Consider the following 25,495-nt stretch of genomic DNA (forward strand, 5'->3'; position numbering starts at 1 on the left):
AATAGGTAGATATATCTGATTGATGCAGGGAATACAGAAAACATCTTTTCTCGTCATTCTTTCTCTGCACAGGCCGTTTTACGCTGCGGCGGCACCCGTTTTCTGAGAGGGAATCCGGCCAGACAATCGAAGAAGCTTCCAGGCAGTGGCCGGAATGTGTGAGCCAAATCTGATTTTTCTAATTATTTCCCCGACGGGGAAAAGGTTAACTCTATTAATTTTCACGCCCCCTCGTTTCACCGTAACAGGCAACCCTGAGCCCGCCTGACCCGCAGCCACCTTGTCTCGCCGCGTATGTCGCCCTCACACATCAGCCGATCCGTCTGCACGCCCTGCTTATCAATTATTCGGATTTCGCCACATTAACTTAAACAAAGGCTAAACCACAGTGATCCAACCCCCTGTAACCTCACATTTTCCTGTCCACCTTGAATGTTGCCAGGGATAATTTGTTGCGTTAAATTAATTCGTTACATTTTTGATTCATCACTTCGCAGGCACCTGACAAGGATTGCGTCACAGACAGGGTAAAAATCGATCTCATGGTTTCAGAATGGTTATCGCTACTCTTTTTTATTGCATCAGCTTCTCTCTACGCATGGAAGGCGGGACGTCATAAGCTGTGGTTTTCTGCGGTGCTGGCTCTGCTTGGCATCTATATCATTCTTAATGCGTCCCTGTTTGCCAGTAACTATTTTACCGGTGAAGGCATTAATGACGCGGTGATTTATACGATTACCAGCAGCCTGAGCGGTGCCGGATTACAGAAGTATATTCTGCCGGCAGTCGGGCTATTAATAAGTTTATTCCTGGTGTTTTTATTATTATCCTGGGTATTACGACTGCGAAAAAGCCACAATTACAGTCAACTTTATAGTGCGCTGGCACTGTTGCTGGCGCTGGCATCGATAAAAACCACACCGGCGTATCAACAAGTGACTGCATTAATAAAGTCACAGGTCAGCAAAGGGGAGTCGGATTTTGACGCCCACTACAAAGTGCCGGGAAAAACCCTGCGCGGCGAGCGTCCGAACCTGGTCTATATCTACGCGGAGAGCCTGGAGCGCACCTACTTTGATGAAAACGCGTTCCCGAAACTGGCCCCGGAGCTGTCTGATATCAAAAACAGCGCGGTGGACTTCAGCAACACCGAACAGCTTCCCGGCACCGAATACACCATTGCCGGTATGGTGGCTTCGCAGTGCGGCATCCCGCTGTTTGCGCCGTTTGACGGCAACGCCTCCAGTTCACTGTCCAGCTTTTACCCGCAAAACATCTGCCTGGGTGACATTCTGAAGTCCTCTGGCTATCAGAACTATTTTTACCAGGGTGCCAGCCTGAGTTTTGCTGGAAAAGATCTGTTCCTGTCGTCCCACGGCTTCGACCATATGTATGGCTTTAAAGAGCTTTCAGGCGTGGTCAAAGACCCGAAATACCGTAATGACTGGGGCTGGTACGACGATACCGTGCTCGACATCGTGTTTGAGAAATACCTCGAACTGGCGCAAAAAAACCAGCCGTTCTCGCTGTTTGCCCTGACCGTGGATACTCATCATCCCGATGGATTTATCTCACGCAGCTGCCAGCGCAAGTCGTATCCGTTTGAAGGCAAAGAGAACAAATCCTTCGCCGCCGTGGCCTGCGGTCAGGAGCATATCGCAAAACTTATCGCGAAAATCCGTGCCACACCGTACTTTAAAAACACCATTATTGTCGTCAGCTCCGATCATCTGGCAATGAACAACACGGCGTTTAAATACCTGAATCAGCACGACCGCCGCGATCTGTTCTTTATGCTGCGCGGTGATGATGTCAGCAGCCGGATCATCAACGTTAAGCGCAGCACGCTGGATAACGGTGCCACGGTGCTGGATGCCATGGGCGGCGATAACTTTATCGGCCTGGGCCGCAGCAGCCTGTCGTCAACCTCACTTTCCACCACTTATCTCAATATCAAAGAGAAAATTAATCAGTGGAAGCCGGACGTGATCCAGCTGTGGAACTTCCCGAAAACGATCTCTGATTACAAAGTCGATACGGAGAAAAATACCTTTAGTTTCTCCGGCTCACATTTCAAGCTACCGCTGTTGCTCTCCGTGATGCCCGGCAAAATTGAACCGAAGTTCGATACCTGGCTTGCCACGCCACTGAAGCAGCAACTGGCAAAATTCGCGCCTGATGAAAAGTTTGTCTGGATTGATCGCTGCTACAAGATCGGCAGCGTGTGGGATGAGAAGCTGGCGATGCACAGCGGCCTGTGTGTGGCGAACGGTACGCTGAATACTTCCCCGACGATCTCAGAGGTTCAGGCGGGCGGTACGCTCGGCAAGATTACCTTCCCGGCGAAAACCGTATCGAGTGATAAACAATATCAGCGCAGCGTCACGCAATTACAGATTGCTGATGTCGACCTCAAGTATCGTTCTGACAGCATCCTGTTTAACCTGCCTGGCCTGCCACAGCAGGTACAGAAAGTGTCGGGTCTCTCCTACGTTGAGCCCTGGGGCCGCTGGTCCGATGCCAATCTGCTGCCACAGATTACCGTGCAGTATCTGGAGCCGTTACCTGCCGACTTTACGCTGACGCTGACCGCGCGTGCCTTTGGCGAGAATGCCCTGCGGCCGATCACCGTCAAGGTAGGCGAGTGGCAACAACAGGTCACTTTTGGCGAGCAGGATAGCACGCTGACGCTTCAGGTCAGCAATCCCGGGAAGGTACGCGACATTGTGATCACACCTCCCGCGCCGGTGGAGTCCAGCGTGGGTGTTATTGATGGCTTTGCGGCCCGAAAACTGGGCGTTGGCCTTGTCAGTCTGCGGGTTACCCCGCAGCCCTGACAGGGCACGTTTTCTCCACAGGAAAAACTTGCAGATAAAATCAGAAAATCTACTATAAAGCGTTATCCATTTACTGACAGGGATGCACGCCCTTTGAAATCATCGCTTTATGCTTTTCTGCTGCTCCCTGCGCTGGCGCTGCCACTGCAAAGCCAGGCACAACCCAAGCCCGATCCGCTGCTGGCGTCGCAGACGGTCGAACGCTACGCCGACAATATTTTCTACAACACCAAAGCCAGCGGTATGGCAATGGTGGCGATTGATGCCAACCAGCGAATTTTTGTCAGCCGCGGAGTCACACGCCCCGGCAGTGCGCAACGACCGCAAAAAGATTCACTGGTGCGCATTGCCTCGCTCAGCAAGCTGATGACCAGCGAAGTGATGGTCAAACTGGCCGAAGAAGGCCGGCTTCAGCTTAACGATCCTCTGAGTAAATTCGCCCCGCCTGGCAGCAAGGTGCCCAGCTTTAACGGCCAGCCGATTCGCCTGATCAACCTGGCGACCCACACCAGCGCCTTACCGCGTGAGCAACCCGGCGGCAAAGCGAATCGCGCTGTGTTTACCTGGCCGACCAACAGTCAGCGCTGGAACTGGCTGCGCACCGCACAGCTTAAGTGGGCGCCGGGTGAACGGGCAGGTTACTCTAACCTCGGCTTTGACCTGCTGGGTGATGCGCTGGCCCGCGCCGGGGGCAAACCCTATCCTGCGCTGTTGCAGGAAAAAGTCACCCGTCCCCTGGGGATGAAAGACACCACCTTTACGCCTTCTCCTGAGCAATGTGGCCGTCTGATGATCCCGGCCAAAAGCCCAAGCCCGTGCAATAACTCGCTGGCAGCCATCGGCAGCGGCGGCGTTTACTCCACACCGGATGATATGGGCCGTTGGATGCAGCAGTTCCTCGCCTCTGATGTTCACAGCCGCAGCCCACAGGCAGACCGTCTGCAAACCATGATTTATCAGCGCAGTCAGTTAACCAAAGTCGATGGGATGGATGTACCGGGCCGCGCCGATGCACTGGGAATGGGTTGGGTGTATATGGCACCGCGTGACGGCCGCCCTGGCATTATTGAAAAAACCGGCGGCGGCGGCGGTTTCATCACCTATATGGCGATGGTGCCGCAGTACAGTGTCGGGGTGTTTATCGTGGTCGCCCGCTCACCGGAGACCCGTTTTACACCGATGAGTGACGGCGTGAACAACCTGCTGACCGAACTGATCGGCAATACCTCTGGCAGCGCACAGCTGGCCGCCAGCATTATGGCTAACTGATCCATTTCCTGCGACAGACGCTGTTACGCCAGCGCCTGTCGCGGGACATCTGCAATTTGCGAGACGTTTAATCCTGTCTGAGCTCATCCCCAGGTACTGACTGAGGCTGACTGTGTTCCTCGACCTGCAACGGCGTCACATGATGCCGTCTGGGGGTTCTCAACAACTGTTCACGCGCCAGCAGTTGCCCACGTTTATCGTAATACCGACTGGGCCAGATCTCCGACGGATGGATTCCCAGTGCAGCGGCAATAATGAACTCCCCTTTTGGCCAGGGCCTTTTCAGGGCATTAGCCAGTGTTCCCGAACATAATCCTACCTTGCGGGATAACTCCGCCAGCGATGTCTGCCGTTTCTTGATCGCCGCGATGATATCGGCGGGGTGCATATCAGTTTTTTTCTTCATGCCTTCCTCTGCTTGTAAGCCAACTCCTGTTATCTTCCAAATTCAACACTAAGCAATACTTAGTACATTTTACACGAGCAGCTAAGAGAATCCTGTTAATTATTCAGAAGTCAGGATCGACATGCTGCCACATCGTTTGAAAGAAGCCCGGGTAAGGAAAGGGATATCACAACAGAAGCTTGGTGTTTTAGCAGGGATTGACGAAGCTACCGCCAGCGCACGGATGAACCAATATGAGCGCGGTATACCCGTCCCTGACTTTGAACTGATGTGCCGCCTGGCTGAAGTTCTGAGTGTTCCTTCCTGCTATTTTTACACGGTTGAAGATGAACTGGCCGAGCTGGTGCGTTTGTGGCATCCTGAGACCAAAAAACCTTAATCCCGTGCCCGCCCTGCCTTACAATCTCTGGTTATAACGCCACCCTTTTTATCATAAGCCCCGACATTGACTCCGTGCCTCGTTTGCGGTTGTTTGTTACGCCTTCAGCTTATTGAAATTAAGGAAAATAACGTGGATCTTACCCTGAGCCGTACTGTCAAAACTGCCGCGCTGATGCTGGCTATTCTGCTCGCAGGCTGTGACCAGAAAAATAACGATGCCCACACGATTAAAGTCGGTGTGATCAACGGCGCTGAACAGGATGTGGCCGAAGTAGCCAAAGCCGTGGCGAAAGAGAAGTACGGGCTGGAGGTGGAACTGGTGGGATTCAGCGGTTCACTGCTGCCGAATGACCCCACGGCGCACGGCGATCTCGATGCCAACGTGTTCCAGCATCGTCCGTTCCTCGAACAGGACAACAAGGCCAAAGGCACCACCCTGGTCGCGGTAGGGAATACCTTTGTTTTCCCGATGGCGGGCTATTCGAAAAAAATCAAACAGATTAGCGAGCTGAAAGACGGTGACACCATCGCCATTCCGAACGACCCGACCAACCTCGGGCGTGCGCTGCTGCTGCTGCAGAAAGAGAAGCTGGTCACGCTGAAAGCGGATACCGGACTGTTGCCAACGGCGGTGGATATTACGGCCAACCCGCTGCATCTGAAGATTATGGAAATGGAAGGCGCGCAGCTGCCGCGCGTGCTGGATGACGCTCAGGTGACCGTGGCGATTATCAGCACCACCTACCTGCAACAAACTGGCCTGAACCCGGTACGCGACAGCGTATTTATCGAGGATAAACAGTCGCCGTACGTCAATATCATCGTGACCCGTGAAGACAATAAAGACGCGCCAAACGTGCGTGACTTTATCAAATCCTACCAGTCACCTGAAGTGGTGGCCGCGGCGGATAAGATCTTCAACGGTGGTGCGGTAGCGGGCTGGTAAGCGGAAAGCGTCAACCACGCGGTAAGCCGCATGGTTGACGTATTACTCAGTGCAATAACCACTTCGCATGGAGAGCGATCGCCGCCGGGCGGATCGCCTCAATGCTCTGCTCGTACGCTTCCGGCGTCAGCGTTTCCAGCTGGGAGAGGTTTTCTTCCTCGCCGTGCAGGGCAATCGCCGCCAGCGCAGGCTGCAAGGTGGCCGGCAGTGACGACCAGTCGCCCAGCGCCACGCCTTTCAGATAACCGCAACACCAGTCTTCCACCACGACAAACTCCTGATCGTCCACCGTGTTCAGGCCAAACAACGGCTCAAACTGGTCAGGATATTCATTCAGGCGGTCCGCGATATCGTTCATATGCTGGGCGATGAGATCCATAAACTGCTCAAACTCTTCATCCGACTCCCATTCCGGGTCATTCTCTTCGCCACCCCAAATCAGCGGCAGCCAGACCTGCGGCTCAACCAGCACCGGACCGGAGAGAATAGCGGTGAACAGGCCATCCAGTTCAGAGGCATCCACCACCGACTCTTCGCTGCCATATTTGATTAAGACATCGTCCAGCCATTCCAGCTCTTCTTCCGTCAATGGTCCTTGTTGCATGCTGTTACCTCGCTACGCATATCGGTTTTCACCCGGCGTTTACCGGTTTATGGGGGGTATTTTGGTTGCCAGGCAGGGAAAAAGCCACCGCCATCACGTTATATTTGCGGTTAACGCGGTGGCGTGCTCACCCTGCCCGATGGCATCCAGGCTGAGGCCGTGCGTTTTTAGTGGATCTGTGCGGCGGTTCAGGCTATTAACATCCGGTAAAAATATTCCAATGGATACACCATGAGACGGATAGCGTTACTGTGCTTCACCCTTTCCCTGGGCGCCCATGCGGCGAGTTTTGACTGCACCAAAGCCAGCAGCGTCAGCGAGAAACTGATCTGCACCACACCTGCCCTGTCCCAGGCTGACGACCAGCTGGCAAAGGTTTACCACGAGGCCAAAACCGCCAGCGGCAACAGCAGTGAATTCCGGCAGATGACCAAAGAGAACTGGGCGCTGCGCGAGCAGTGCAAGACCGCCGCCTGCCTGAGTGAGTGGTACAGCCGTTCACAGCAAAAATATGTGGCGCTGACCACTCCGCCGCCCACCGCCTGCCCGGAAGAAGGTACTGAAGTGACGCTGACAGGTAAGCTGCTGCGCATCACCTTCCCCGGCCCGCCGAACTACGAGAGCGTTGAACAAGGCGATGAAGCCGAGGTTTACTGGGTATTGCAGGCGGATAAGCCGGTGTGTGCGGATGATGCCGCCAACTGGGGAGACCAGGCGCAGATGCAACTGCTGGTGCAGGCGGGCATGTATAAAACCCATCGCCACCTGATCGGCCAGCGCGTGCGCGTTAACGGTTCACTGCTGTTTGCTGAGACGGGTCATCACCATACGCCGATGATGATTGGGGTAGGGAAACTGGAGGCGGAATAGTCTCCCGGCGCGCATAAAACGCGGTTATCGCCTATCGTTGAGCAACCCTCCCCAAAACGGAGTTTGACTATGTCACCGCTATTCGTCCCTGCGAGTCATTTCAGTATTGTGCAACTCAGTGACATTATGACCACCTGCTTTCAGCAGTATGTCGTACCGCTGTCGGTCACCCCGGACTATTTCGCCGCGCGCTTCTGTTCCGAAGGGCTGAATTTCACTGAGTCATTGGTGTGGATGCAGGGAGAGCAGCCGATCGCCATTGCGCTGGTCACGACCCGAGGCCTACGGGCACGCATCGCCGCCTTTGCGCTGCACCCGGACGCTCGCGGCAACGGGCTGGCGAAGCCAATGATGCTGGCGCTGTTATCCCGGCTGGCTGAAAAAAACTATGTTCAGGTTGCGCTGGAAGTGATTGCTGAAAACCGTGCGGCGGTGGCGCTTTACCAGGCGCTGGGCTTTGAAACCCGGCAGACACTGCTCGGCTTTACGGGTCAGGAGTCACCCAACGGCCCGACAAGCCCGCTGCCCATCGCCACTACCGACGCGTTGTTACGTGCTATCTGGCGCGCCCCGCAGAATGAGATCCCGTGGCTGCTGGACCCTCTCTCCTTTCCCGCGTTGCCCTGCCAGGTGGTTCGCGATGGCGAGCAGGCATGGGCCGTGATTGACTGGCTGACGGGTGCCCCGCAGCTGCGCTATCTGTTTGTCGAGCCCGATTTCCGCCATCAGGGGCGGGCCCGTACGATACTGGGTAAGATAAATGCGCACTATCCGGGGATCCGCACGCCGGTGTCTGTGCCGGAAAGGTTTGCCCCGTTGTTTATTCAGGCGGGGTATCAGCAGGTGGCATTACAGCAGTATGAGATGGTGAGCAGTCTGGATAAATAACCTCCCCTGCGCGGGGAGGCTCGGCATCAGTCAGGATTGAGAAATCAGCGCTTAACACTGTCGATAAAGGTTTTGCGTGCCGTTTTCGAGCCCAGACGCTCCGCTTCATCCAGCAGTTTCAATGCCTTATCAACATCACCCGCTTTGACTGCTTTTTTAATCGCATCGTTAAAGTAGCGTTCAGAATCGTCGAGCATCGGTGCGTCCGGCTTCGTCACGGCTGGCGCCGCTGCCGGAGCTGTCCTGCCGACCATGACAGGTGCCGCCGCCGGGGCCGATGACGGGAAGACCTGACCAATCATCACGTTGCCACTCTTCTGCTCGGCAGACACTTTGAGGCTCAGCAACCCCGTTGTCGTATGGCGGGCAATCGGGTCCGGGATATCCGGCACAGCGTTACCCACGCCCGCCGCATAGGCTTTCGCCGGGTTCACCATCTGCGTTGTCTCTGCCAGATCTTGACGCGTGGTATACACCAGCAGGTAAATTTGTTTTTGACCCAGCGCAGGCGTCAGTTTCAGTGTGCCTTCCAGACGATCGCTGGAAACAATGCCAGGCTGCTGATACGGGAAGTAGCTGGAGGGGTAGAAAGCCGCCGGACGCATCTGTTCATCCAGCACTAATACATTCGGTGCATACACCGTTTTCCCCGTCGCAATACTGCTCAGGGTGATTTCAAGCGATCCCCGGTCGGCAGGCAGGGCAAAGGCCGCAACGGCCCCCTGAATATCCCCCTGATTAATCGTGGCGCTGGCAGTGCCGAGCGTCACATCCTGCGTCACTGGCGGCACCAGCGGCGTCCATGAAAGCGTGTGTAAGGTCTGGCTCGCGATCGCCGGTGCGGTACTGGCATCCTGCTGCGCGGCGTAAACCCCGGCAGGCAACGCCGCCAGCAGGCTCAGCGACAAACACAGTGACAGCAGATTTTTTCTCATGGTTGTTTCCTTTTGATCACCTGAAGGCTGGCGGCTATCCACTGATATACCGCCAGCCAGCACTTCTTAGCTCATGTTGAACGCGGCTTTTTCCAAACGGTTTCGTGTTGCGGGAAGGCGGCAAGCGGCCAAGTCCCCGGGAGCGTAGATCATTACGTGACCGGGGCGAGGCCGCGCAGCCAACGCATCAGCAGCGCGAAAAAGGAAGGAAAAAGTTACCACCAGATTTCCATTTGTGCGCCGAAGGTCACCTCATCATCATTGCCACGGCTGAAAGTACGCGCACTGGTGTCATTCATCGCTAACCCATTGCTGGTGCCGGTATCCGTGTCATAACCCCACTTCTCATCCCAGTTCGCATAGGTGGCGAACACGCGGATGGCCGGGCGTGACCAGATGCTGTTACCCGCCTGCCATTGCTGGGCCAGGGTCACTTTGTACTGGCCGTTACGATCGCCGGTGCGCTGGGACTTCACGTTGTCGTAACCGACTTCCAGCAGGGTGCTCATGATCGGCGTCCATTTGTACATTGGACGCATGCCCACGGTGTACCAGGTGGTGCCGTTGTTGTTATCACGGTCAACGTCCTGATACATGCCCACATACATCAGGCTCCAGGTGTCGTTGAAATCAATCGCACCGTGGTCGAGCACGCGCACCATGCTGCCGTTGTTGTTGATCGCCGAGCCGTTAGAGTGGCCGTTTGCCGCGCCCTGGCCCGGATCGGTCATCGAGTCTGCCGCATACTGCAACACAAACTTGTTGAAGCCGTTATAGATACTCTGCGTGTGTTCTGCCGTCAGCAACCAGCCGTCTTTGGTGGCATCGTTCGCCAGGGAGTAGCCATCACGCGCATTAGCACGTCCGTAATCCACGCCCAACTCCAGCACGCCGCCGGGGTTAGTATTCAGCCCGGCAAGACGCACGTCGAACACGTCATTCGAGGTGGCCACTTCATTACGCTGGTCGGCGATATAGCCGAACGACCCGCCGCTTTCGGTGTTACGCGTTGCCGCCAGAGACAACTTACCAAAGCCCAGATCGATATCTTCCAGACCGGCACCCGGGCCGGAAATATCCCAGTAGTAGAAGTCGATCATGTGGACGTCATGACGCTGATAGAAGCGCTTACCGGCCCACATGGTAGAACCTGGCAGCCATTCGATCAGGTTTTTCCCTTTCACATTCGCTTCGCGGAAAGCCGGATCGGTTGACTCCCAGTCATTCTGCTGTGAAACGGAATAGGCCACGTTGGTATCGAAGTAGAAGCTCTTGTCCCCTTCTTTCCACACTTCCTGGCCCAGTTTTAATTCTGCATAGGTTTCGCACTCGTTACCCAGACGGTATTTGCTGTCTGCCCCGGTCGCTTTGAAGCACTGCTGCTCGCCGCCGCTGCCGGACCAGCCAATGCCCGAACGCGCATAACCGGTAAAATCAACCGCCATCGCTTGTGTAGAAAGGATACCGGCAGCCACTGCCAGCGACAGGGAAGCAATACGCATTGTTCTCATCATTTTCTCCTGTAGGGGATCGCGTGCTTTCAAACGCCGGGTTCCGGGTGTAACCGGCGACATGCCGTTCCGTCTTCGCGGAACAGATGACAGCGGTGTGGCGGCAAACCAATGGCGAATGTTGCACCTTCTTCTACCAGCACCACGTCATTCTGGCGGTACACCAGGTTCTGACGAATGGCCGGAATTTGGATATGAATCTGTGTTTCGTTACCCAACTGCTCAACCACCTGTACCTCACCGGACAACGTGACCTCAGCCACGTCACTGGGCAGCAGATGTTCAGGACGAATGCCCAGCGACAGATTGCTGCCGACGATCACCTCCGTGCCCTCTACAGGCAGCCAGACCTGCTGACGATTAGGCAGCTCAACCTGCACACGCGTGGGTTCCGCTCCGGTGACTTTGACCGGCAGGAAATTCATTTTGGGGGAGCCGATAAATCCGGCGACAAAGCGGTTAGCAGGGTAGTGATACAGCTCAAGGGGCTTACCGACCTGGGCGATATGTCCGGCGTCGAGCACCACGATCTTGTCGGCCAGCGTCATCGCTTCCACCTGATCGTGCGTCACGTAAATCATGGTGCGCCTGAGGCGCTTATGCAGACGGGAAATCTCGATACGCATCTGAACGCGCAGCGCGGCATCCAGATTAGACAGCGGTTCATCCAGCAGGAACACCGTCGGTTCCGCCACCAGCGTACGACCGATCGCCACGCGCTGCCGCTGCCCACCCGACAGGGCTTTTGGCCGGCGATCCAGCAAATGGGCCAGCTGGAGCACCTCAGAAACCTGGTTGACCCGTTGATTGATTTCGGCTTTTTTTGCCCCGGCCAGCTTCAGGCCGAAAGACATGTTCTCGGCCACCGACAGGTGCGGGTAGAGCGCATAAGACTGAAAGACCATGCCGATGCCGCGCTCTGAGGGCGGCACGTCGTTCATGCGTTTATCGCCGATCTTCAGCTCACCGGAGGTGATGTCCTCAAGGCCGGCAATCATGCGCAGAAGCGTTGACTTGCCGCAGCCGGAAGGCCCGACAAACACTACAAACTCGCCTTCTTTTATCTCCAGGTTGATATCACTGGAAATCACCGTCTTGCCAAACGCTTTGTACACGCTGTTAAGGGAAACGCTCGCCATCCTGAACTCCTGTACTTGACGCCTGCGAGAAAACTCGATGCAACGAAGAGTGAAGGAGTGGTGGGTAAACGTAATCACCCGTAACAAAGTTTTTCATGGCGGAGGCGCAGGGAGGACGGTCACTTCATGGCAACGGCTGAAAGTTCACTGCCCCGCTCAAATTCGTGATCGGGGTAGCAAAAAATGAAGCCACAAACTGAGCCTTCCACCACATAACGTCTGAGAGTGTCGGTGGGATCACACTCTGAGGGCCGGGGGCGTAGAGGGGGGGATGATGAAGGCAGAGCAGGTTGAATCCACACTGGCGCCGTACCCTGTCATTCCTTCTGTGACACGAGCAATACCGACTCCTAACAGGATAAAAAAGGATTGGATTATGACTCTCAGCATCAAGGTTCCTTTCGTTAAAAAAGTCGTTAAACAGACCCTGGCCCTCACCGCGCTCGCGACGCTGGTGCTCTCTTCCTCTGCGTTTGCCAAAATCGAAGAAGGCAGGCTGGTCATCTGGATCAACGGTGACAAGGGCTATAACGGCCTGGCGGAAGTCGGTAAGAAATTTGAAAAAGACACCGGCATTAAAGTCACCGTCGAGCACCCGGATAAGCTGGAAGAGAAATACCCGCAGGTGGCCGCGACCGGTGGCGGCCCCGACATCATTTTCTGGGCGCACGATCGCTTCGGCGGTTACGCGCAGTCCGGCCTGCTGGCTGAGATCAGCCCGGACGCGGCCTTTAAAGATAAGATTTTCCCCTTCACCTGGGATGCCGTCACCTTCAACGGCAAGCTGATCGGCTACCCGGTCGCGGTGGAGGCGTTGTCGCTGATTTATAACAAAGACCTGATCAAAGAGGCACCGAAAACCTGGGAAGAGATCCCGGCACTGGACACCTCGCTGCGGGCGAAAGGCAAAAGCGCCATCATGTGGAACTTGCAGGAACCCTACTTCACCTGGCCTGTCATCGCGGCTGACGGCGGGTATGCCTATAAATATGAGAACGGCAAATACAACATCAAAGACACGGGCGTGAACAATGACGGCGCCAAAGCCGGTTTACAGTTCATTATCGACTTAGTGAAAAACAAACACATCAACGCCGACACCGACTACTCCATCGCCGAAGCCGCCTTTAATAAAGGCCAGACCGCCATGACCATCGACGGTCCGTGGGCGTGGTCGAATCTCGACAAGAGTAAAATCAACTATGGCGTGGCCCTCCTGCCCACCTTCCATGGCAAACCGTCTAAGCCGTTCGTCGGCGTGCTGACTGCCGGTATCAATGCCGCCAGCCCGAATAAAGAACTGGCGAAAGAGTTCCTGGAAAACTACCTGATCACCAACGAGGGCCTGAGCGCCGTCAATAAAGACAAACCGCTGGGCGCGGTCGCGCTGAAATCCTATCAGGAACAGTTAGAGAAAGATCCGCGCATCGCCGCCACCATGGCGAACTCGAAAAACGGCGAAATCATGCCAAATATCCCGCAGATGAGTGCGTTCTGGTATGCCGAGCGCAGCGCCATCATTAATGCGGTGAATGGCCGTCAGACCGTTGAGCAGGCGCTGAAGGACGTTGAAACACGCATTACCAAGTAATTAACGTTAACTGAATGATGCCGTTGAGGTCATGAAATAAACGGCAGAGAGCCAACCCGCTCCCTGCCGTTACTACAAGGATAGCCCCTATGCCAGTAGCCCAAACCGGTCTGACCGCTGACAAAAAATGGCCGTTGCGTCAGGTGATAAAATGGCTGGCCATTGGCCTGCTCACCTGCTTAACCGGTTATCTGATCGTGCTGATGTATGCGCAGGGTGAATATCTCTTTGCCGTTCTGGCGCTGATCCTCTCCAGTGCCGGCCTGTACATTTACGGTAACCGCCGCGCGTATTCGTGGCGCTATGTCTATCCTGGCCTGGCCGGGATGGCGTTATTTGTGCTGTTCCCGCTGGTCTGTACTATTGCGATTGCGTTTACTAACTACAGCAGCACTAACCAGCTGACCTTTGAACGTGCGCAGTCGGTGCTGATGGGCCGTGAATTCCAGGGCGGTAAAGCCCTGAACTTTGCGCTTTATCCGGCAGGCGAACAGTGGCAGCTGGCCCTCACTTCCCCTGACAACGCTGAGGTCCTGGTTTCCCCGCCTTTCACCTTTAACGCGTCGGCCCCCCAAACGCTGACCATGACGCCGCAGGCTACCCCCACCGGGGAGAAAGCCGGGCTGCGCGTGGTCACCCAGAACCGCCAGGCGCTCGGCCAGTTAAGTGCCAGATTGCCCGAGGGTGACACGCTGCGCATGAGTTCACTGCGCCAGTTCTCCGGCACGCAGCCGCTGTATCAGTTGAACAAAGAGAACCAGCAGCTGACCGATGCCCAGTCCGGTGTGGTCTATCAGCCGAACCGCGAGACAGGGTTTTATCAGGCGGTGAACGCCCAGGGAGAATGGCAGGCAGAGAAACTCAGCCCCGGTTTTACCGTTGGCATCGGCTGGGGCAACTTCCTGCGCGTGCTGCACGATGACGGCATCCAGAAGCCGTTCCTCTCTATCTTCGTCTGGACGGTTATTTTTGCGCTGCTCACCGTGGTGCTGACCGTTGCCGTCGGTATGGTGCTGGCCTGTGTGGTGCAATGGGAGGAGCTGAAAGGCAAAGCGGTGTACCGCATCCTGCTGATCCTGCCCTATGCCGTCCCGGCGTTTATCTCCATTCTGATTTTCAAAGGGCTGTTCAATCAGAGCTTCGGGGAAATCAACCTGATGCTGAATGCGCTGTTTGGCATTAAACCGGCGTGGTTCAGCGATCCCTGGACGGCGAAAAGCATGATCATCATCGTCAACACCTGGCTGGGGTATCCCTACATGATGATCCTGTGTATGGGCCTGCTGAAGGCGATCCCGGACGATCTCTACGAGGCCTCGGCGATGGACGGCGCAACGCCGATGCAGAACTTCTTCCGCATCACGCTGCCGCTGCTGATCAAACCCCTGACGCCGCTGATGATCGCCAGCTTTGCGTTTAACTTTAATAACTTCGTGCTGATCCAGCTGCTGACCAACGGCGGGCCGGATATGCTCGGCACCACCACCCCGGCCGGGCACACCGACCTGCTGGTGAGCTACACCTATCGCATCGCCTTTGAGGGCGGCGGCGGGCAGGACTTCGGGCTGGCGGCGGCGATTGCCACGCTGATCTTCCTGCTGGTGGGCGCGCTGGCTGTCGTCAACCTGAAAGCATCACGCATGAAATTCGACTAAGGAGTGATAACAATGCCAATGGTAAAACCGAGGTCGCAAAAAGTCAGGCTGCTGGTCACGCATCTGTTACTGCTGAGCTTTCTGGCGCTGATCCTGTTCCCGCTGCTGATGGTGTTTACCATCTCGCTGCGCCCGGGCAACTTCGCCACGGGCAGCCTGATCCCGGATCAGGTCTCCTGGGATCACTGGAAGCTGGCGCTGGGGATCACCGTGACGAACAGTGACGGCAGTCTGACGCCGCCGCCGTTCCCGGTACTGCTGTGGTTATGGAACTCGATCAAGATCGCCGGGATCACCGCCGTAGGAATAGTGGCGCTTTCCACCACCTGCGCCTATGCTTTTGCCCGCATGAAGTTTCGTGGCAAAAGTTCGCTGCTGAAAGGCATGCTGATCTTCCAGATGTTCCCGGCGGTGCTGTCACTGGTGGCGCTCTACGCCCTGTTTGACCGCCTGGGCATTTACATCCCGTTCCTCGGGCTGAACACGCATGGCGGGGTGATCTTCGCCTATATGGGCGGCATCGCCCTGCACGTATGGACGATCAAAGGCTATTTCGAAACCATCGACAGTTCGCTGGAGGAAGCCGCCGCGCTGGACGGTGCCTCGCCGTGGCAGGCGTTTCGCCTGGTACTGCTGCCGCTGTCGGTGCCGATTCTGGCGGTGGTGTTTATTCTGTCGTTTATTGCCGCCATTACCGAAGTGCCGGTGGCCTCGCTGCTGTTGCGCGATGTGAACAGCTACACGCTGGCGGTGGGCATGCAGCAGTACCTTAACCCGCAGAACTATCTGTGGGGCGACTTCGCCGCTGCCGCTATTCTCTCAGCCATCCCGATTACGGCGGTGTTCCTGATTGCCCAGCGCTGGCTGGTGGGTGGCCTGACGGCGGGTGGGGTGAAGGGTTAGTTTATAGCGATGTTTTGCGCGTTATCCCGGTAACGGGTGTAGTACTTTTTCCTGTGTCCTGGGCGGCTGAATAAGCCGCCCTTTTTTATGTCAGGTCAGCGAGGGGTTGCTGCTGTGAGTTCTGAACAGCCACGCTACAAGGGCCTCTCGCAAAGGCCGCCCACTGGGGGCTCCCCACCAATATTAATGGCTGACAGACTGGCTTCAGGTCTGAGGCCAGTCTGAGCACGCCGGATCGGCAACAACCGCCTCCCTGCGGGCCTCGGCACGCACCATCCCTGGTGCGTGACGTCCGGCTTACCTCAGACTGGCCCCATCCCCGCAGAACGATTGTTCGCTGTAAGTTTTAAAACAGCAATAACATGACGCTCTCTGCGAATTGGTTTGGATGTTGACCTGGGTTTTGACGTTCAGGCGGCATTCAGCAGCGCTGAGGAAGCACAGCGGGAAAGCGAAACGCCCTTGACGTTGACCTGGAGCATCGTGCAGACCTGCGTCACTGGTCGATCGGAACAGAAGACCGGCCACGGATAATGCCCGTGTAGTTTTATAGGAATACCTCAGTGGCCGCCCCCTGATTATGATGGTTTTTACCAAACAAAAAAGGGTTCCCCCACCAGAAGGAACCCTCTTTTTACTGCATTAACCTCAGCTTACCGACACCTTACGCCGCCGTTTATCCAGGTCTTTAATCAGCTTATTCACCTGGTCATCCGCGAACATCTCCTCCAGCGTATGGGAGAGCTTACGCCGCCAGTTCGGATACTCATCGCTGGTGCCCGGCACGTTCACCGGGGTGGACATATCCAGCCAGTCCTCTGGCTGCAAGCCCAGCAGCGCACTGGCACTGTCGGCCACATAGCGTTGCAGGCCACGGTTAATCACCGGGGTCATCGCCATCAGCTCCGCATGGCTGCCGGTTTTCTTTGGAATGCAGTCGTAATGATGCAGCCCGTCGAGCAGCCCCTGACGCGCGCGTGCCCGGTCGAGATACAGCTCCTGCAACACGCTCTCGTCGCGATACAGTCCGAGCGTTTTCCCCAGCGTCAGATCGTCTGCCTGCCAGTAGCCGCGCAGCGTCGGCAGATCATGCGTGGTGATGGTGGCCATCGCCTGCACCGGATACGACTGCGGCGCACGGAAGTTGTTCTCTTCATCGCGCTCAAAATAGAGCACCTTGTAGGAGTAAACCCCGCCCTCGCGCAGCTTGCTGACGATCTCCACCGGCACCGTGCCCAGATCTTCGCCGATCACCATACAGCGATGCCGCTGACTCTCCAGCGCGAGGATCGCCAGCAGATCGTCCACCGGATAGTGCACATACGCGCCTTTATCCGCCGTCTCGCCCGCCGGGATCCACCACAGACGCAGCAGCGCCATCACATGATCAATGCGCAGCGCGCCGCAGTGGGTCATATTGGCCCGCAGCAGATCGATAAACGGCTGATAGCCCCGGTTGACCATCACATGCGGGTCCATCGGGCGCAGATCCCAGTTCTGGCCCAGCGGACCAAGGATATCCGGTGGCGCACCCACCGACGCTTTCAGGCAGTACAGTTCGCCGTCGCTCCAGGTTTCAGCGCCTCCGCCCACCACGCCCACCGCCAGATCGCGATACAACCCCATCGACATCTGCTGCTGCTGGCTGGTGTGATAGCACTGCGCGAACTGGGTTTCCGCCAGCCACTGGAGCCACAGATAAAACTCCACCTCCTGCGCGTGCTGCTCGCAAAACGCCCGCACCGCCGGGCCGCGGGCATCATGATACTGCTCCGGCCAGTGGTTCCAGCCCGTAGCGATGCCGTTTTCCTGCACCAGATGTGCGTACAGCGCATCAAAAGCGGCCTGTAACCACAGGCTTTCGCCCCCCTGGCGGGTAAAGTTTGCCAGCGCTTTAACCTGCGCATCCTGCGGCTTACGCCCGAGGAAATGCGCGTACGCCAGGCGCAGGCCTTCCAGCTTCAGCGGCATCACGCAGGCATAGTCCACCTCGTGGCTGGCACGTGCCGCCGTTAAGCGTTGCTGCGTGTCGGGCAACCGCCACCAGCGCTGTGCCGCCTCACTTTGCCTGAAATCGTCCACCGCGCTGACGTCGATATAGACAACGTTCAGCCAGCGGCGCGACGACGGGCTGTAAGGGCTGGCCGCCGCCGGGTTGGCCGGATAGAGCGCATGGATCGGGTTCAGCCCGACAAAAGCCCCGCCGCGTTCGGCAATCTTTTTCAGCAGCAGATTGAGGTCGCCAAAATCACCGATGCCCCAGTTACTGTCCGAACGCAGCGTATAAAGCTGCACGCAGGCGCCCCACAGCTTTTTTCCGGCCAGCAAGGCATCCGGTTCATAGCAGCGCTTCGGGGCAACAATCACCCGACATTCCCACGTCTGCGCGTCCTGCGTCAGGGTCAGCTGGTGGTAACCCGGCGGGATTTTCCCCGCCAGCGCCAGCGTCATTTTGCCGCTAATCCGGCCGCGCTGGGTGGCCCCACTCTCCAGTTGCAACGTCCAGAGGTATTCACCGTCACCCTCGACGGGCAGCGCCAGACGCTGGCCCGCGACGAAAACTTTTACCCCCGGCACGGGCGTAGAGGCCTGGCGGCGCTCCCCCGTCCAGCCCATCGCGGTTAACAGCTCGCGTTTGGTTTCCGCGGCAATCGCCTGCTGCTGCCCGTGCGCATTAATAAAGCCGGAGGAGATCCCCGCCTCCCTGGCCGCCTGCTCCAGTGTGTTGTGCTCCATGGGGGCTCCTTAGCGTTTCGCCTGCCAGATACGCTGCTGATAATCGCGGATCGAGCGGTCTGAACTGAACATCCCGACGCGGGCGGTATTGAGGATGGTTTTACGCGTCCACTCATCGCTGTTGCGATACAGGGCATCCACCTTCTGCTGCGCGGCGCAGTAATCCGCGAAATCGGCCAGCACCAGATACGGATCCCCGCCTCCCAGCAGGCTGTCGAGCATCAGGCTGAACGCCTGCTTATCGCCATTGCTGAAGAAGCCGTTTTCCAGCTCTTTCAGGATGCTGTCCAGGTGCTTGTCTTTCTTGCGGATGCTCAGCGGATCGTAGCCACTGGCCTGCAACGCTTTCACCTGATCGACGGTGTTGCCGAAGATAAAGATATTGTCTTCGCCCACCTGTTCGGCGATCTCGACGTTGGCCCCGTCGAGCGTGCCGACGGTCAGCGCGCCATTCAGTGCCAGCTTCATGTTGCCGGTGCCGGAGGCCTCTTTACCTGCGGTTGAGATCTGCTCGGAGACGTCCGCCGCCGGGATCATCAGCTCCGCCACCGAGACACGGTAATCCGGGATAAACACCACTTTCAGACGATCGCCCACCAGCGGATCGTGATTGATCTTCTCTGCCACCTGGTTGATGGCGTAAATAATGTTTTTCGCCAGGTAATAGCCCGGCGCGGCTTTGGCACCAAACAGGAACACGCGCGGTGCCATATCCCTTTGCGGGTTATCGCGCAGCTGGCGGTAGAGCGACAAAATGTGCAGCAGGTTGAGATGCTGACGTTTGTACTCGTGCAGACGTTTGATCTGCACGTCGAAAATCGCTTCCGGGTTAAGCACAATTCCGGTGACCTGCTTCACGTACGCGGCCAGTGTGATTTTGTTATCACGCTTAATCTGCTGATAGCGCTGGCAGAACGCCGCATCATCGGCGAAAGGCTCCAGCCCTTGCAGCGCATCGAGGTTATTCACCCATTCGGTTTTCAGCGTGTCATCGATCAGCGCAGAGAGCGCCGGGTTGCACTGCTTTAACCAGCGGCGCGGGGTGATGCCGTTGGTGACATTGTGGAATTTGTTTGGCCACAGCTGGTGGTACTCCGGGAACAGATCTTTCACCACCAGCTCAGAGTGCAGCGCCGCCACGCCGTTCACCGCAAAGCCGCTGACCACGCACAGGTTGGCCATGCGCACCTGACGGTTCTGGTGCACCGAGAGTTTTTCCCACACCGCTTTGTCGCCCGGCCACTGTTTTTCCACCACTTTCTTAAAGCGGGCATTAATGGCTTTGATCAGCGAGAAGTGGCGCGGCAGCAGGCTGCGTACCAGCTTCTCATCCCAGCACTCCAGCGCTTCCGGCATCAGGGTATGGTTGGTGTAGGCGAAGGTCTTCTGGACGATCGCCCAGGCCGCGTCCCACTCCAGCTGGTGCTCGTCGAGCAGGATACGCAGCAGCTCCGGAATAGCGATAGTCGGGTGGGTGTCGTTCAGCTGGATCACCTCATAGTCGGGCAGATCCTGAATGGCGCGCCCGAGGAAGTGATGACGGCGCAGAATGTCGGCGACCGAACAGGCACACTGGAAATACTGCTGCATCAGGCGCAGCCGTTTTCCGGCATCGTGGTTGTCATTCGGATACAGCACTTTCGTCAGCTTCGCGGCATCGATACCTTTCTGCTCCGCCTTCAGGAACGCGCCGTCATTAAACAGCGTCAGATCGAACGGATGCACGTCGGTGGCCTGCCACAGACGCAGCGGCTGGGTGACGCCATTTTGATACCCCACCACCGGCAGATCCCAGGCTTCACCGCGCAGCGTAAACGCGGGCTGCCACTGCTCTGCGCCCTGCGCGTTCTTCACCAGTTTGCCGCCGAAGGCGACATCGACTGACAGCGCGCTGTTGTGGCTGAACCACGGATAGCTTTCGCGGTGCCAGTTGTCCGGTGCTTCCTGCTGCTGGCCCTCTTTAAAGGACTGGCGGAACAGGCCGTACTGATAATTCAGGCCATAGCCCGTAGCGGGCTGCCCGACGGTGGCCATCGAATCAAGGAAACAGGCCGCCAGACGCCCCAGCCCGCCGTTGCCCAGCGCCGGATCGGTTTCCTGCTCCAGCACATCGGCCAGCTCAACGCCCTGCTCTTTCAGCGCCTGGCTGACCGTGTCATACCAGCCCAGGTTGATCAGGTTGTTGGCGGTCAGACGGCCAATCAGAAATTCCATCGAAATGTAGTTCACATGGCGCTGCGGCTGCCGGGTCGCTGTGGGTGCAGGCTGTGCGTTCAGTTGTTCTGATAACGCCGCGCTGGTCGCCTGCCACCACTGGTGGGGCGTCATATCCTGCGCCTGCTGCAAACCGAACCCCTGCCACTGGCGTTTTAGCGCAGCGATAAACTGTGTTTTATCTAACGTCACCTGCATCACATGCCTCTTTATTCGGGAATCTGTAGGAAAGTAGAGTGTTAGAGCCTATCCCAGTAGGCGTCATTGTCGCGGCCAGTTTGGACACGGACAGCGCGGAAAAACCGGAGCGTACACGCAGTACGTGAGGATTTTGAGCACTGCCCAGGGCCAAAATGGCAAGTAAAATAGCCTAATGGGATAAGCTCTTATATCCCTATGCTGAAGCCTTCTACGACGTGCAACATCCTCCCGCCAGCGATTAGACGGGGAGGAGCACCGGGGCGTAGCCGGAGGGGATGCAGGGTCAGGGGGAGTGGTGCAAAATTTGTCTTTAGAAGTGTGATGTAGAGCAAGTTAACAGCATGTAAATACGTAACATTGTTGCATTCGATGTTTCAAAGGAGGACTTTAGAAAAAGTGATTAATTACACGCTGCGAAATAATTATTACGCCCTCTGACTACCGTCAAAAGAATCGAAAAAAAATGCTGATCCCATCAAAATTGAGCCGCCCGGTGCGGCAGCAAAATACCGTGGTGCGCGACCGACTGCTGAACCGGCTGTCGGCAGCGCCGCATTATCGTCTGACCCTGGTCGGCAGCCCGGCGGGGTATGGCAAAACCACGCTGGTCGCACACTGGGCGGCGGGTAAGAGCGATCTGGGCTGGTATTCTCTTGATGAAAGCGACAACCTGCCGGAGCGTTTTGCCAGTTATCTGATTGCCGCCATCCAGCAGGCCTGCGGCGGCCATTGCGGCAAAAGTGAGGCGCTGAGCCTGAAGCATCAGTACGCCAGTCTGCCGGCGCTGTTCGCCCAGCTGTTCGTCGAGCTCTCCGACTGGCATCGCCCGCTGTTGCTGGTGATCGATGATTATCATCTGATCACCAATGATGCGATCCATGAAGGGATGCGTTTCTTTTTACGTCATCAGCCGGAGAACCTCTCGCTGGTGGTGCTTTCGCGCACCCTGCCGCCGCTGGGGATCGCCAACCTGCGCGTGCGTGAGCAACTGCTTGAACTGAATGCCACGCATCTGGCCTTTACGCACCCCGAGACGCAGCAATTTTTCGATAACCGCCTTAACGATCCCATCGACCAGGCCGACAGCAGCCGTCTGTGTGATGACGTCGCGGGCTGGGCCACCGCCTTACAGCTGATTGCCCTCTCGGCGCGCCAGTCCAGCACGCCTTCACGACAATCGACTCAGCAGTCTGCCCGTAAGCTGGCAGGGCTGAACGCCAGCCACCTTTCCGACTATCTGGTGGATGAAGTGCTGGACCGCGTCGATGCCCCGACCCGTGATTTCCTGCTGCGCTGCTCGTTGCTGCGCTCGATGAACGATGCCCTGATTGTGCGCCTGACCGGGGGGGATAATGGCCAGCAGCGTCTGGAAGAGTTAGAGCGTCAGGGCCTGTTTATTCACCGCATGGATGACAGCGGCGAGTGGTTCAGCTTCCATCCCCTGTTCGCCACCTTCCTGCGTCAGCGCTGCCAGTGGGAACTGGCGAGTGAGCTGCCCGCCATTCACCGTGCGGCCGCCGAAGGCTGGCTGGCGCAGGGGTTCCCGGCCGAAGCGATCCACCACGCGCTGGGTGCCGATGACATCGATATGCTGCGCGATATTATGCTGCAACACGCCTGGTCGCTGTTTAATCAGAGCGAGCTGGCGCTGCTGGAAGAGTGCCTGGCCGCCCTGCCTTATGACCGTCTGATCCAGAGCCCCAGGCTGGTGCTGTTGCAGGCCTGGCTGGCGCAGAGCCAGCACCGCTACGCCGAGGTCGATACCCTGCTGGCACAGGCGGAAAGCGAGATGCAGAAGCGCGATATCGTGATGGATCAGGACCTGAACGCGGAGTTCAATGCACTGCGTGCGCAGGTCGCCATCAATGACGGACGCCAGGATGAGGCGGAACAGCTGGCCGCCGAGGCGCTGCGTTTTCTGCCGTATGAAAGCTTTTACAGCCGGATTGTTGCCACCTCCGTCACCGGGGAGATCCAGCACTGCAAAGGCGACCTGGCCCGCGCCCTGCCGCTGATGCAGCAGACGGAACAGATTGCCCGCCGTCACGAAGCCTATCACTACGCGCTGTGGGCGCTGATACAGCAGAGTGAGATCCTTATCGCTCAGGGCTTTTTGCAGGCCGCGTTTGAGATGCAGGATCGCGCGTTCGAACTGGTGCGCGAACAGCATCTTGAACAGCTGCCGATGCACGAGTTTTTACTGCGTCTGCGATCGCAGCTGTTATGGTCGTGGTCCCGCCTGGACGATGCCGAAGACGCCGCACGTCAGGGGCTGGAGATACTGACTAACTTCCATCCCCAGCAGCAGTTGCAGTGCCTGGCCATGCTGGCGAAGTGCTCGCTGGCGCGCGGTCAGCTGGATAATGCCCATCATCATTTACAACGCTGCGAGGCGCTGCTGAAAACCGGCCAGTATCATATCGACTGGCTGACCAACACTGACAAGCCGCGTGTCACTTACTGGCAGATGGTGGGCGATAAAGCCGCCGCACGCCAGTGGCTGCAACAGGCGCGTAAACCCGATATGGCCGATAACCATTTCCAGCAGGGCCAGTGGCGTAATATCGCCCGCGTGCAGATCCTGCTGGAGAAGTTTGATGAAGCCGAAGTGGTGCTGGATGAGCTGAATCAGAATGCGCGCCAGCTGCGCCTGACCAGCGACCTGAACCGCAATCTGCTGCTGAGCAACCTGCTTTACTGGCACACCGGCCGTAAAGGGGAAGCGCAGCATGCCCTGATTGAAGCGCTGGGGCTGGCGAACCGCACCGGGTTTATCAGCCACTTTGTGATTGAAGGGGAGATGATGGCGCAGCAGCTGCGTCAGCTTATCCAGCTTAACCTGCTGCCCGACCTGGAGCAGCGCCGTGCGCAGCTGATTTTACGCGAGATTAACCAGCATCATCGCCATAAGTTTGCGCATTTCGACGAAGGTTTTGTCAATAAACTGCTGACGCATCCGCAGGTGCCGGAGCTGATCCGCACCAGCCCGCTCACCCAGCGTGAATGGCAGGTGCTGGGGCTGATTTACTCCGGCTACAGCAACGACCAGATCGCCGGGGAGCTGGACGTGGCCTCCACTACCATCAAAACCCATATCCGTAATCTGTATCAGAAGCTGGGCGTGGCGCACCGTCAGGAAGCTGTGCAGCAGGCACAGCATCTGTTGCAGGTGATGGGGTACGGGGCGTAAGGGCCCCGGAAATGCTTTTACTGGCTGCCTGTTCAGCGACCGGTCTGGTACTGGCTACCTGTTCAGCAACCGGTCTGGTACTGGCTGCCTGTTCAGCGACCGGTCTGGGGCCAGTTTGAGCACGCCGGATCGGCAAAAGACGCATCCCTGCGGGCCTCGGCACGCGACGTCCTGTCGCGTGACGTCCGGCTTACCTCAAACTGGCCCCCTCCCCGCAAGATAGCGCTCGCTGTGAGTTTTAAAACCCCGACTGCATTGCGATCTTTCGTAGGGGGCGATCATCTTTTCCGATCGCCCCGTAAATCCGGATTGGCGTCCTACTCAACATCACGGGCAGACCGGAAAAAAGGGTCTACCCCTTCGCATCCTGAGTTGTTTTCGGTTTGGGTTTTGACCTGGATTTTGACATTGAGGCGGCATTCAGCAGCGCAGAGGAAGCACAGTGAACCAGGACGAACCGCCAGGACGGCGGTGAGAGGGAGAGCCGGCACAGGGATGTGCCGTCACGACCGCTCCGTCGGTGAACGACGCTTACGAAGGTACCCGCTGAAAGCGGGCGATGCGCCTGCCGCAAGCCCGGATTCCAAAGGGCGGGGCGACTGCCGCCCTTTGGTCGCTCAGCCCGCGCAGCGGGAAAGCGAAACGCCCTTGACGTTGACCCTGGCCTTGACCTGGGCCTGGGCCATCGTGCAAACCATCACCAGGGTGAAGGCTGGCATGGCTGGGCCCGATATCACCTTGAGTTAATGGCATATAACTCGATGGTCGGTATCACATCCACCCCATCAGAGGTATAAAATACGGAATTAGTGAAATCATAAATTCTTCCTGTAATCCTGACCGTCACCCGATTGCCCACTTTTGTGACGCTGGCCCCATCACTGTCCGAAGTGAGAAAAGGTGCCGTATTTCCTAATACCTTTAATACGTCCTTTTGTATTTCACCCGCCAGATAGTAGCGGTAAACCTCAGATACCGTTGCCCCGCCGCCCTGATATTTTGTCACGTATAGCCAGGTATCGTCATTAAGCTGCCGGGTTTTAAAAAGAGCATCATTATAGGGAGGGCCAACGTAATAGCGGTAAGCGACATTGCCGATAACCAGCACCAGTAACACGATTGTGAGCAGACGGTGTATCCATTTCATCATCATTCCGCGCTCATTTGTCATTCCCTTCCCTGCGAGTGTCGCCATGTCGAACGTCCCTGATTAAAAAAA

18 protein-coding genes are annotated in these 25,495 nt (G+C 57.0%); 10 read left to right on the forward strand and 8 right to left on the reverse strand.

The annotated features are described in order from the left end of the window. Positions 1-542: 542 nt before the first annotated feature. On the forward strand, positions 543-2,837 hold the full coding sequence (gene opgB, locus FY046_RS11115) for a phosphatidylglycerol--membrane-oligosaccharide glycerophosphotransferase (RefSeq protein ID WP_446186040.1): 2,295 nt from the start codon (positions 543-545) through the stop codon (positions 2,835-2,837). 93 nt (positions 2,838-2,930) lie between these two features. Beyond that, positions 2,931-4,106, forward strand: a complete 1,176-nt coding sequence (gene ampH / locus FY046_RS11120; RefSeq protein ID WP_133843905.1) for a D-alanyl-D-alanine-carboxypeptidase/endopeptidase AmpH — start codon at positions 2,931-2,933, stop codon at positions 4,104-4,106. A gap of 67 nt (positions 4,107-4,173) precedes the next feature. Here ampH and FY046_RS11125 read toward each other — a convergent pair whose 3' ends face one another. Next, positions 4,174-4,512 carry a helix-turn-helix domain-containing protein gene (locus tag FY046_RS11125; protein ID WP_133843907.1) on the reverse strand — a complete coding sequence of 113 codons (339 nt, stop codon included), beginning with the start codon at positions 4,510-4,512 and terminating at the stop codon, positions 4,174-4,176. Positions 4,513-4,633: 121 nt separating this feature from the next. Between FY046_RS11125 and FY046_RS11130 the strand changes: the two genes are divergently transcribed. Beyond that, entirely contained in the window at positions 4,634-4,891 is a 258-nt protein-coding gene (locus tag FY046_RS11130) for a helix-turn-helix domain-containing protein (RefSeq protein ID WP_446186041.1), read from the forward strand. Positions 4,892-5,035: 144 nt separating this feature from the next. Continuing rightward, positions 5,036-5,839 (forward strand): lipoprotein NlpA, encoded by an 804-nt coding sequence (nlpA, locus tag FY046_RS11135; protein WP_446186067.1) that lies wholly within the window; start codon positions 5,036-5,038, stop codon positions 5,837-5,839. Positions 5,840-5,885: 46 nt separating this feature from the next. Here the strand turns inward: nlpA and FY046_RS11140 are convergent, their stop codons facing one another. After that, a complete protein-coding gene (locus tag FY046_RS11140; RefSeq protein WP_133843914.1) occupies positions 5,886-6,443 on the reverse strand; it encodes a YecA/YgfB family protein in 558 nt (185 codons plus the stop codon). A gap of 231 nt (positions 6,444-6,674) precedes the next feature. Between FY046_RS11140 and FY046_RS11145 the strand changes: the two genes are divergently transcribed. Further along, entirely contained in the window at positions 6,675-7,313 is a 639-nt protein-coding gene (locus tag FY046_RS11145; RefSeq protein ID WP_133843916.1) for a DUF4431 domain-containing protein, read from the forward strand. A gap of 69 nt (positions 7,314-7,382) precedes the next feature. Then, positions 7,383-8,201, forward strand: coding sequence for a GNAT family N-acetyltransferase (locus tag FY046_RS11150; RefSeq protein ID WP_171148887.1), 819 nt, complete (start codon positions 7,383-7,385; stop codon positions 8,199-8,201). A 44-nt stretch (positions 8,202-8,245) separates the two neighbouring features. Here the strand turns inward: FY046_RS11150 and malM are convergent, their stop codons facing one another. From malM to malK, 3 genes are all read right to left on the reverse strand, one after another. Beyond that, complete coding sequence (gene malM / locus FY046_RS11155) at positions 8,246-9,136, reverse strand: maltose operon protein MalM (RefSeq protein ID WP_446186042.1); 891 nt, start codon at positions 9,134-9,136, stop codon at positions 8,246-8,248. 215 nt (positions 9,137-9,351) lie between these two features. After that, complete coding sequence (locus tag FY046_RS11160) at positions 9,352-10,650, reverse strand: maltoporin (protein WP_166653729.1); 1,299 nt, start codon at positions 10,648-10,650, stop codon at positions 9,352-9,354. Between the two features lie 26 nt (positions 10,651-10,676). Beyond that, on the reverse strand, positions 10,677-11,786 hold the full coding sequence (gene malK, locus FY046_RS11165; protein WP_133843925.1) for a maltose/maltodextrin ABC transporter ATP-binding protein MalK: 1,110 nt from the start codon (positions 11,784-11,786) through the stop codon (positions 10,677-10,679). 376 nt (positions 11,787-12,162) lie between these two features. On the opposite strand from malK, the gene malE reads away from it, so the two are divergent. The 3 genes from malE (at position 12,163) to malG (ending at position 15,935) form a co-directional block, all read left to right on the forward strand. Continuing rightward, entirely contained in the window at positions 12,163-13,377 is a 1,215-nt protein-coding gene (gene malE, locus FY046_RS11170; protein ID WP_159337342.1) for a maltose/maltodextrin ABC transporter substrate-binding protein MalE, read from the forward strand. An 89-nt stretch (positions 13,378-13,466) separates the two neighbouring features. Continuing rightward, positions 13,467-15,032, forward strand: a complete 1,566-nt coding sequence (malF, locus tag FY046_RS11175) for a maltose ABC transporter permease MalF (protein WP_446186043.1) — start codon at positions 13,467-13,469, stop codon at positions 15,030-15,032. A gap of 12 nt (positions 15,033-15,044) precedes the next feature. Further along, positions 15,045-15,935 (forward strand): maltose ABC transporter permease MalG, encoded by an 891-nt coding sequence (gene malG, locus FY046_RS11180; RefSeq protein WP_159337340.1) that lies wholly within the window; start codon positions 15,045-15,047, stop codon positions 15,933-15,935. 648 nt (positions 15,936-16,583) lie between these two features. On the opposite strand, the gene malQ is transcribed toward malG, so the two are convergent. Both malQ and malP read right to left on the reverse strand, forming a co-directional pair. Next, on the reverse strand, positions 16,584-18,671 hold the full coding sequence (gene malQ, locus FY046_RS11185; protein WP_446186044.1) for a 4-alpha-glucanotransferase: 2,088 nt from the start codon (positions 18,669-18,671) through the stop codon (positions 16,584-16,586). 9 nt (positions 18,672-18,680) lie between these two features. Further along, positions 18,681-21,083: a maltodextrin phosphorylase gene (malP, locus tag FY046_RS11190; RefSeq protein WP_171148890.1), complete on the reverse strand. Its 2,403-nt coding sequence runs from the start codon at positions 21,081-21,083 to the stop codon at positions 18,681-18,683. Between the two features lie 466 nt (positions 21,084-21,549). On the opposite strand from malP, the gene malT reads away from it, so the two are divergent. Continuing rightward, positions 21,550-24,276, forward strand: a complete 2,727-nt coding sequence (malT, locus tag FY046_RS11195) for an HTH-type transcriptional regulator MalT (RefSeq protein ID WP_133843937.1) — start codon at positions 21,550-21,552, stop codon at positions 24,274-24,276. Between the two features lie 733 nt (positions 24,277-25,009). Here malT and FY046_RS11200 read toward each other — a convergent pair. Further along, positions 25,010-25,471: a hypothetical protein gene (locus tag FY046_RS11200; protein WP_446186045.1), complete on the reverse strand. Its 462-nt coding sequence runs from the start codon at positions 25,469-25,471 to the stop codon at positions 25,010-25,012. Positions 25,472-25,495: the final 24 nt, after the last annotated feature.

The organism is Erwinia sp. 1181_3, from assembly GCF_052824965.1.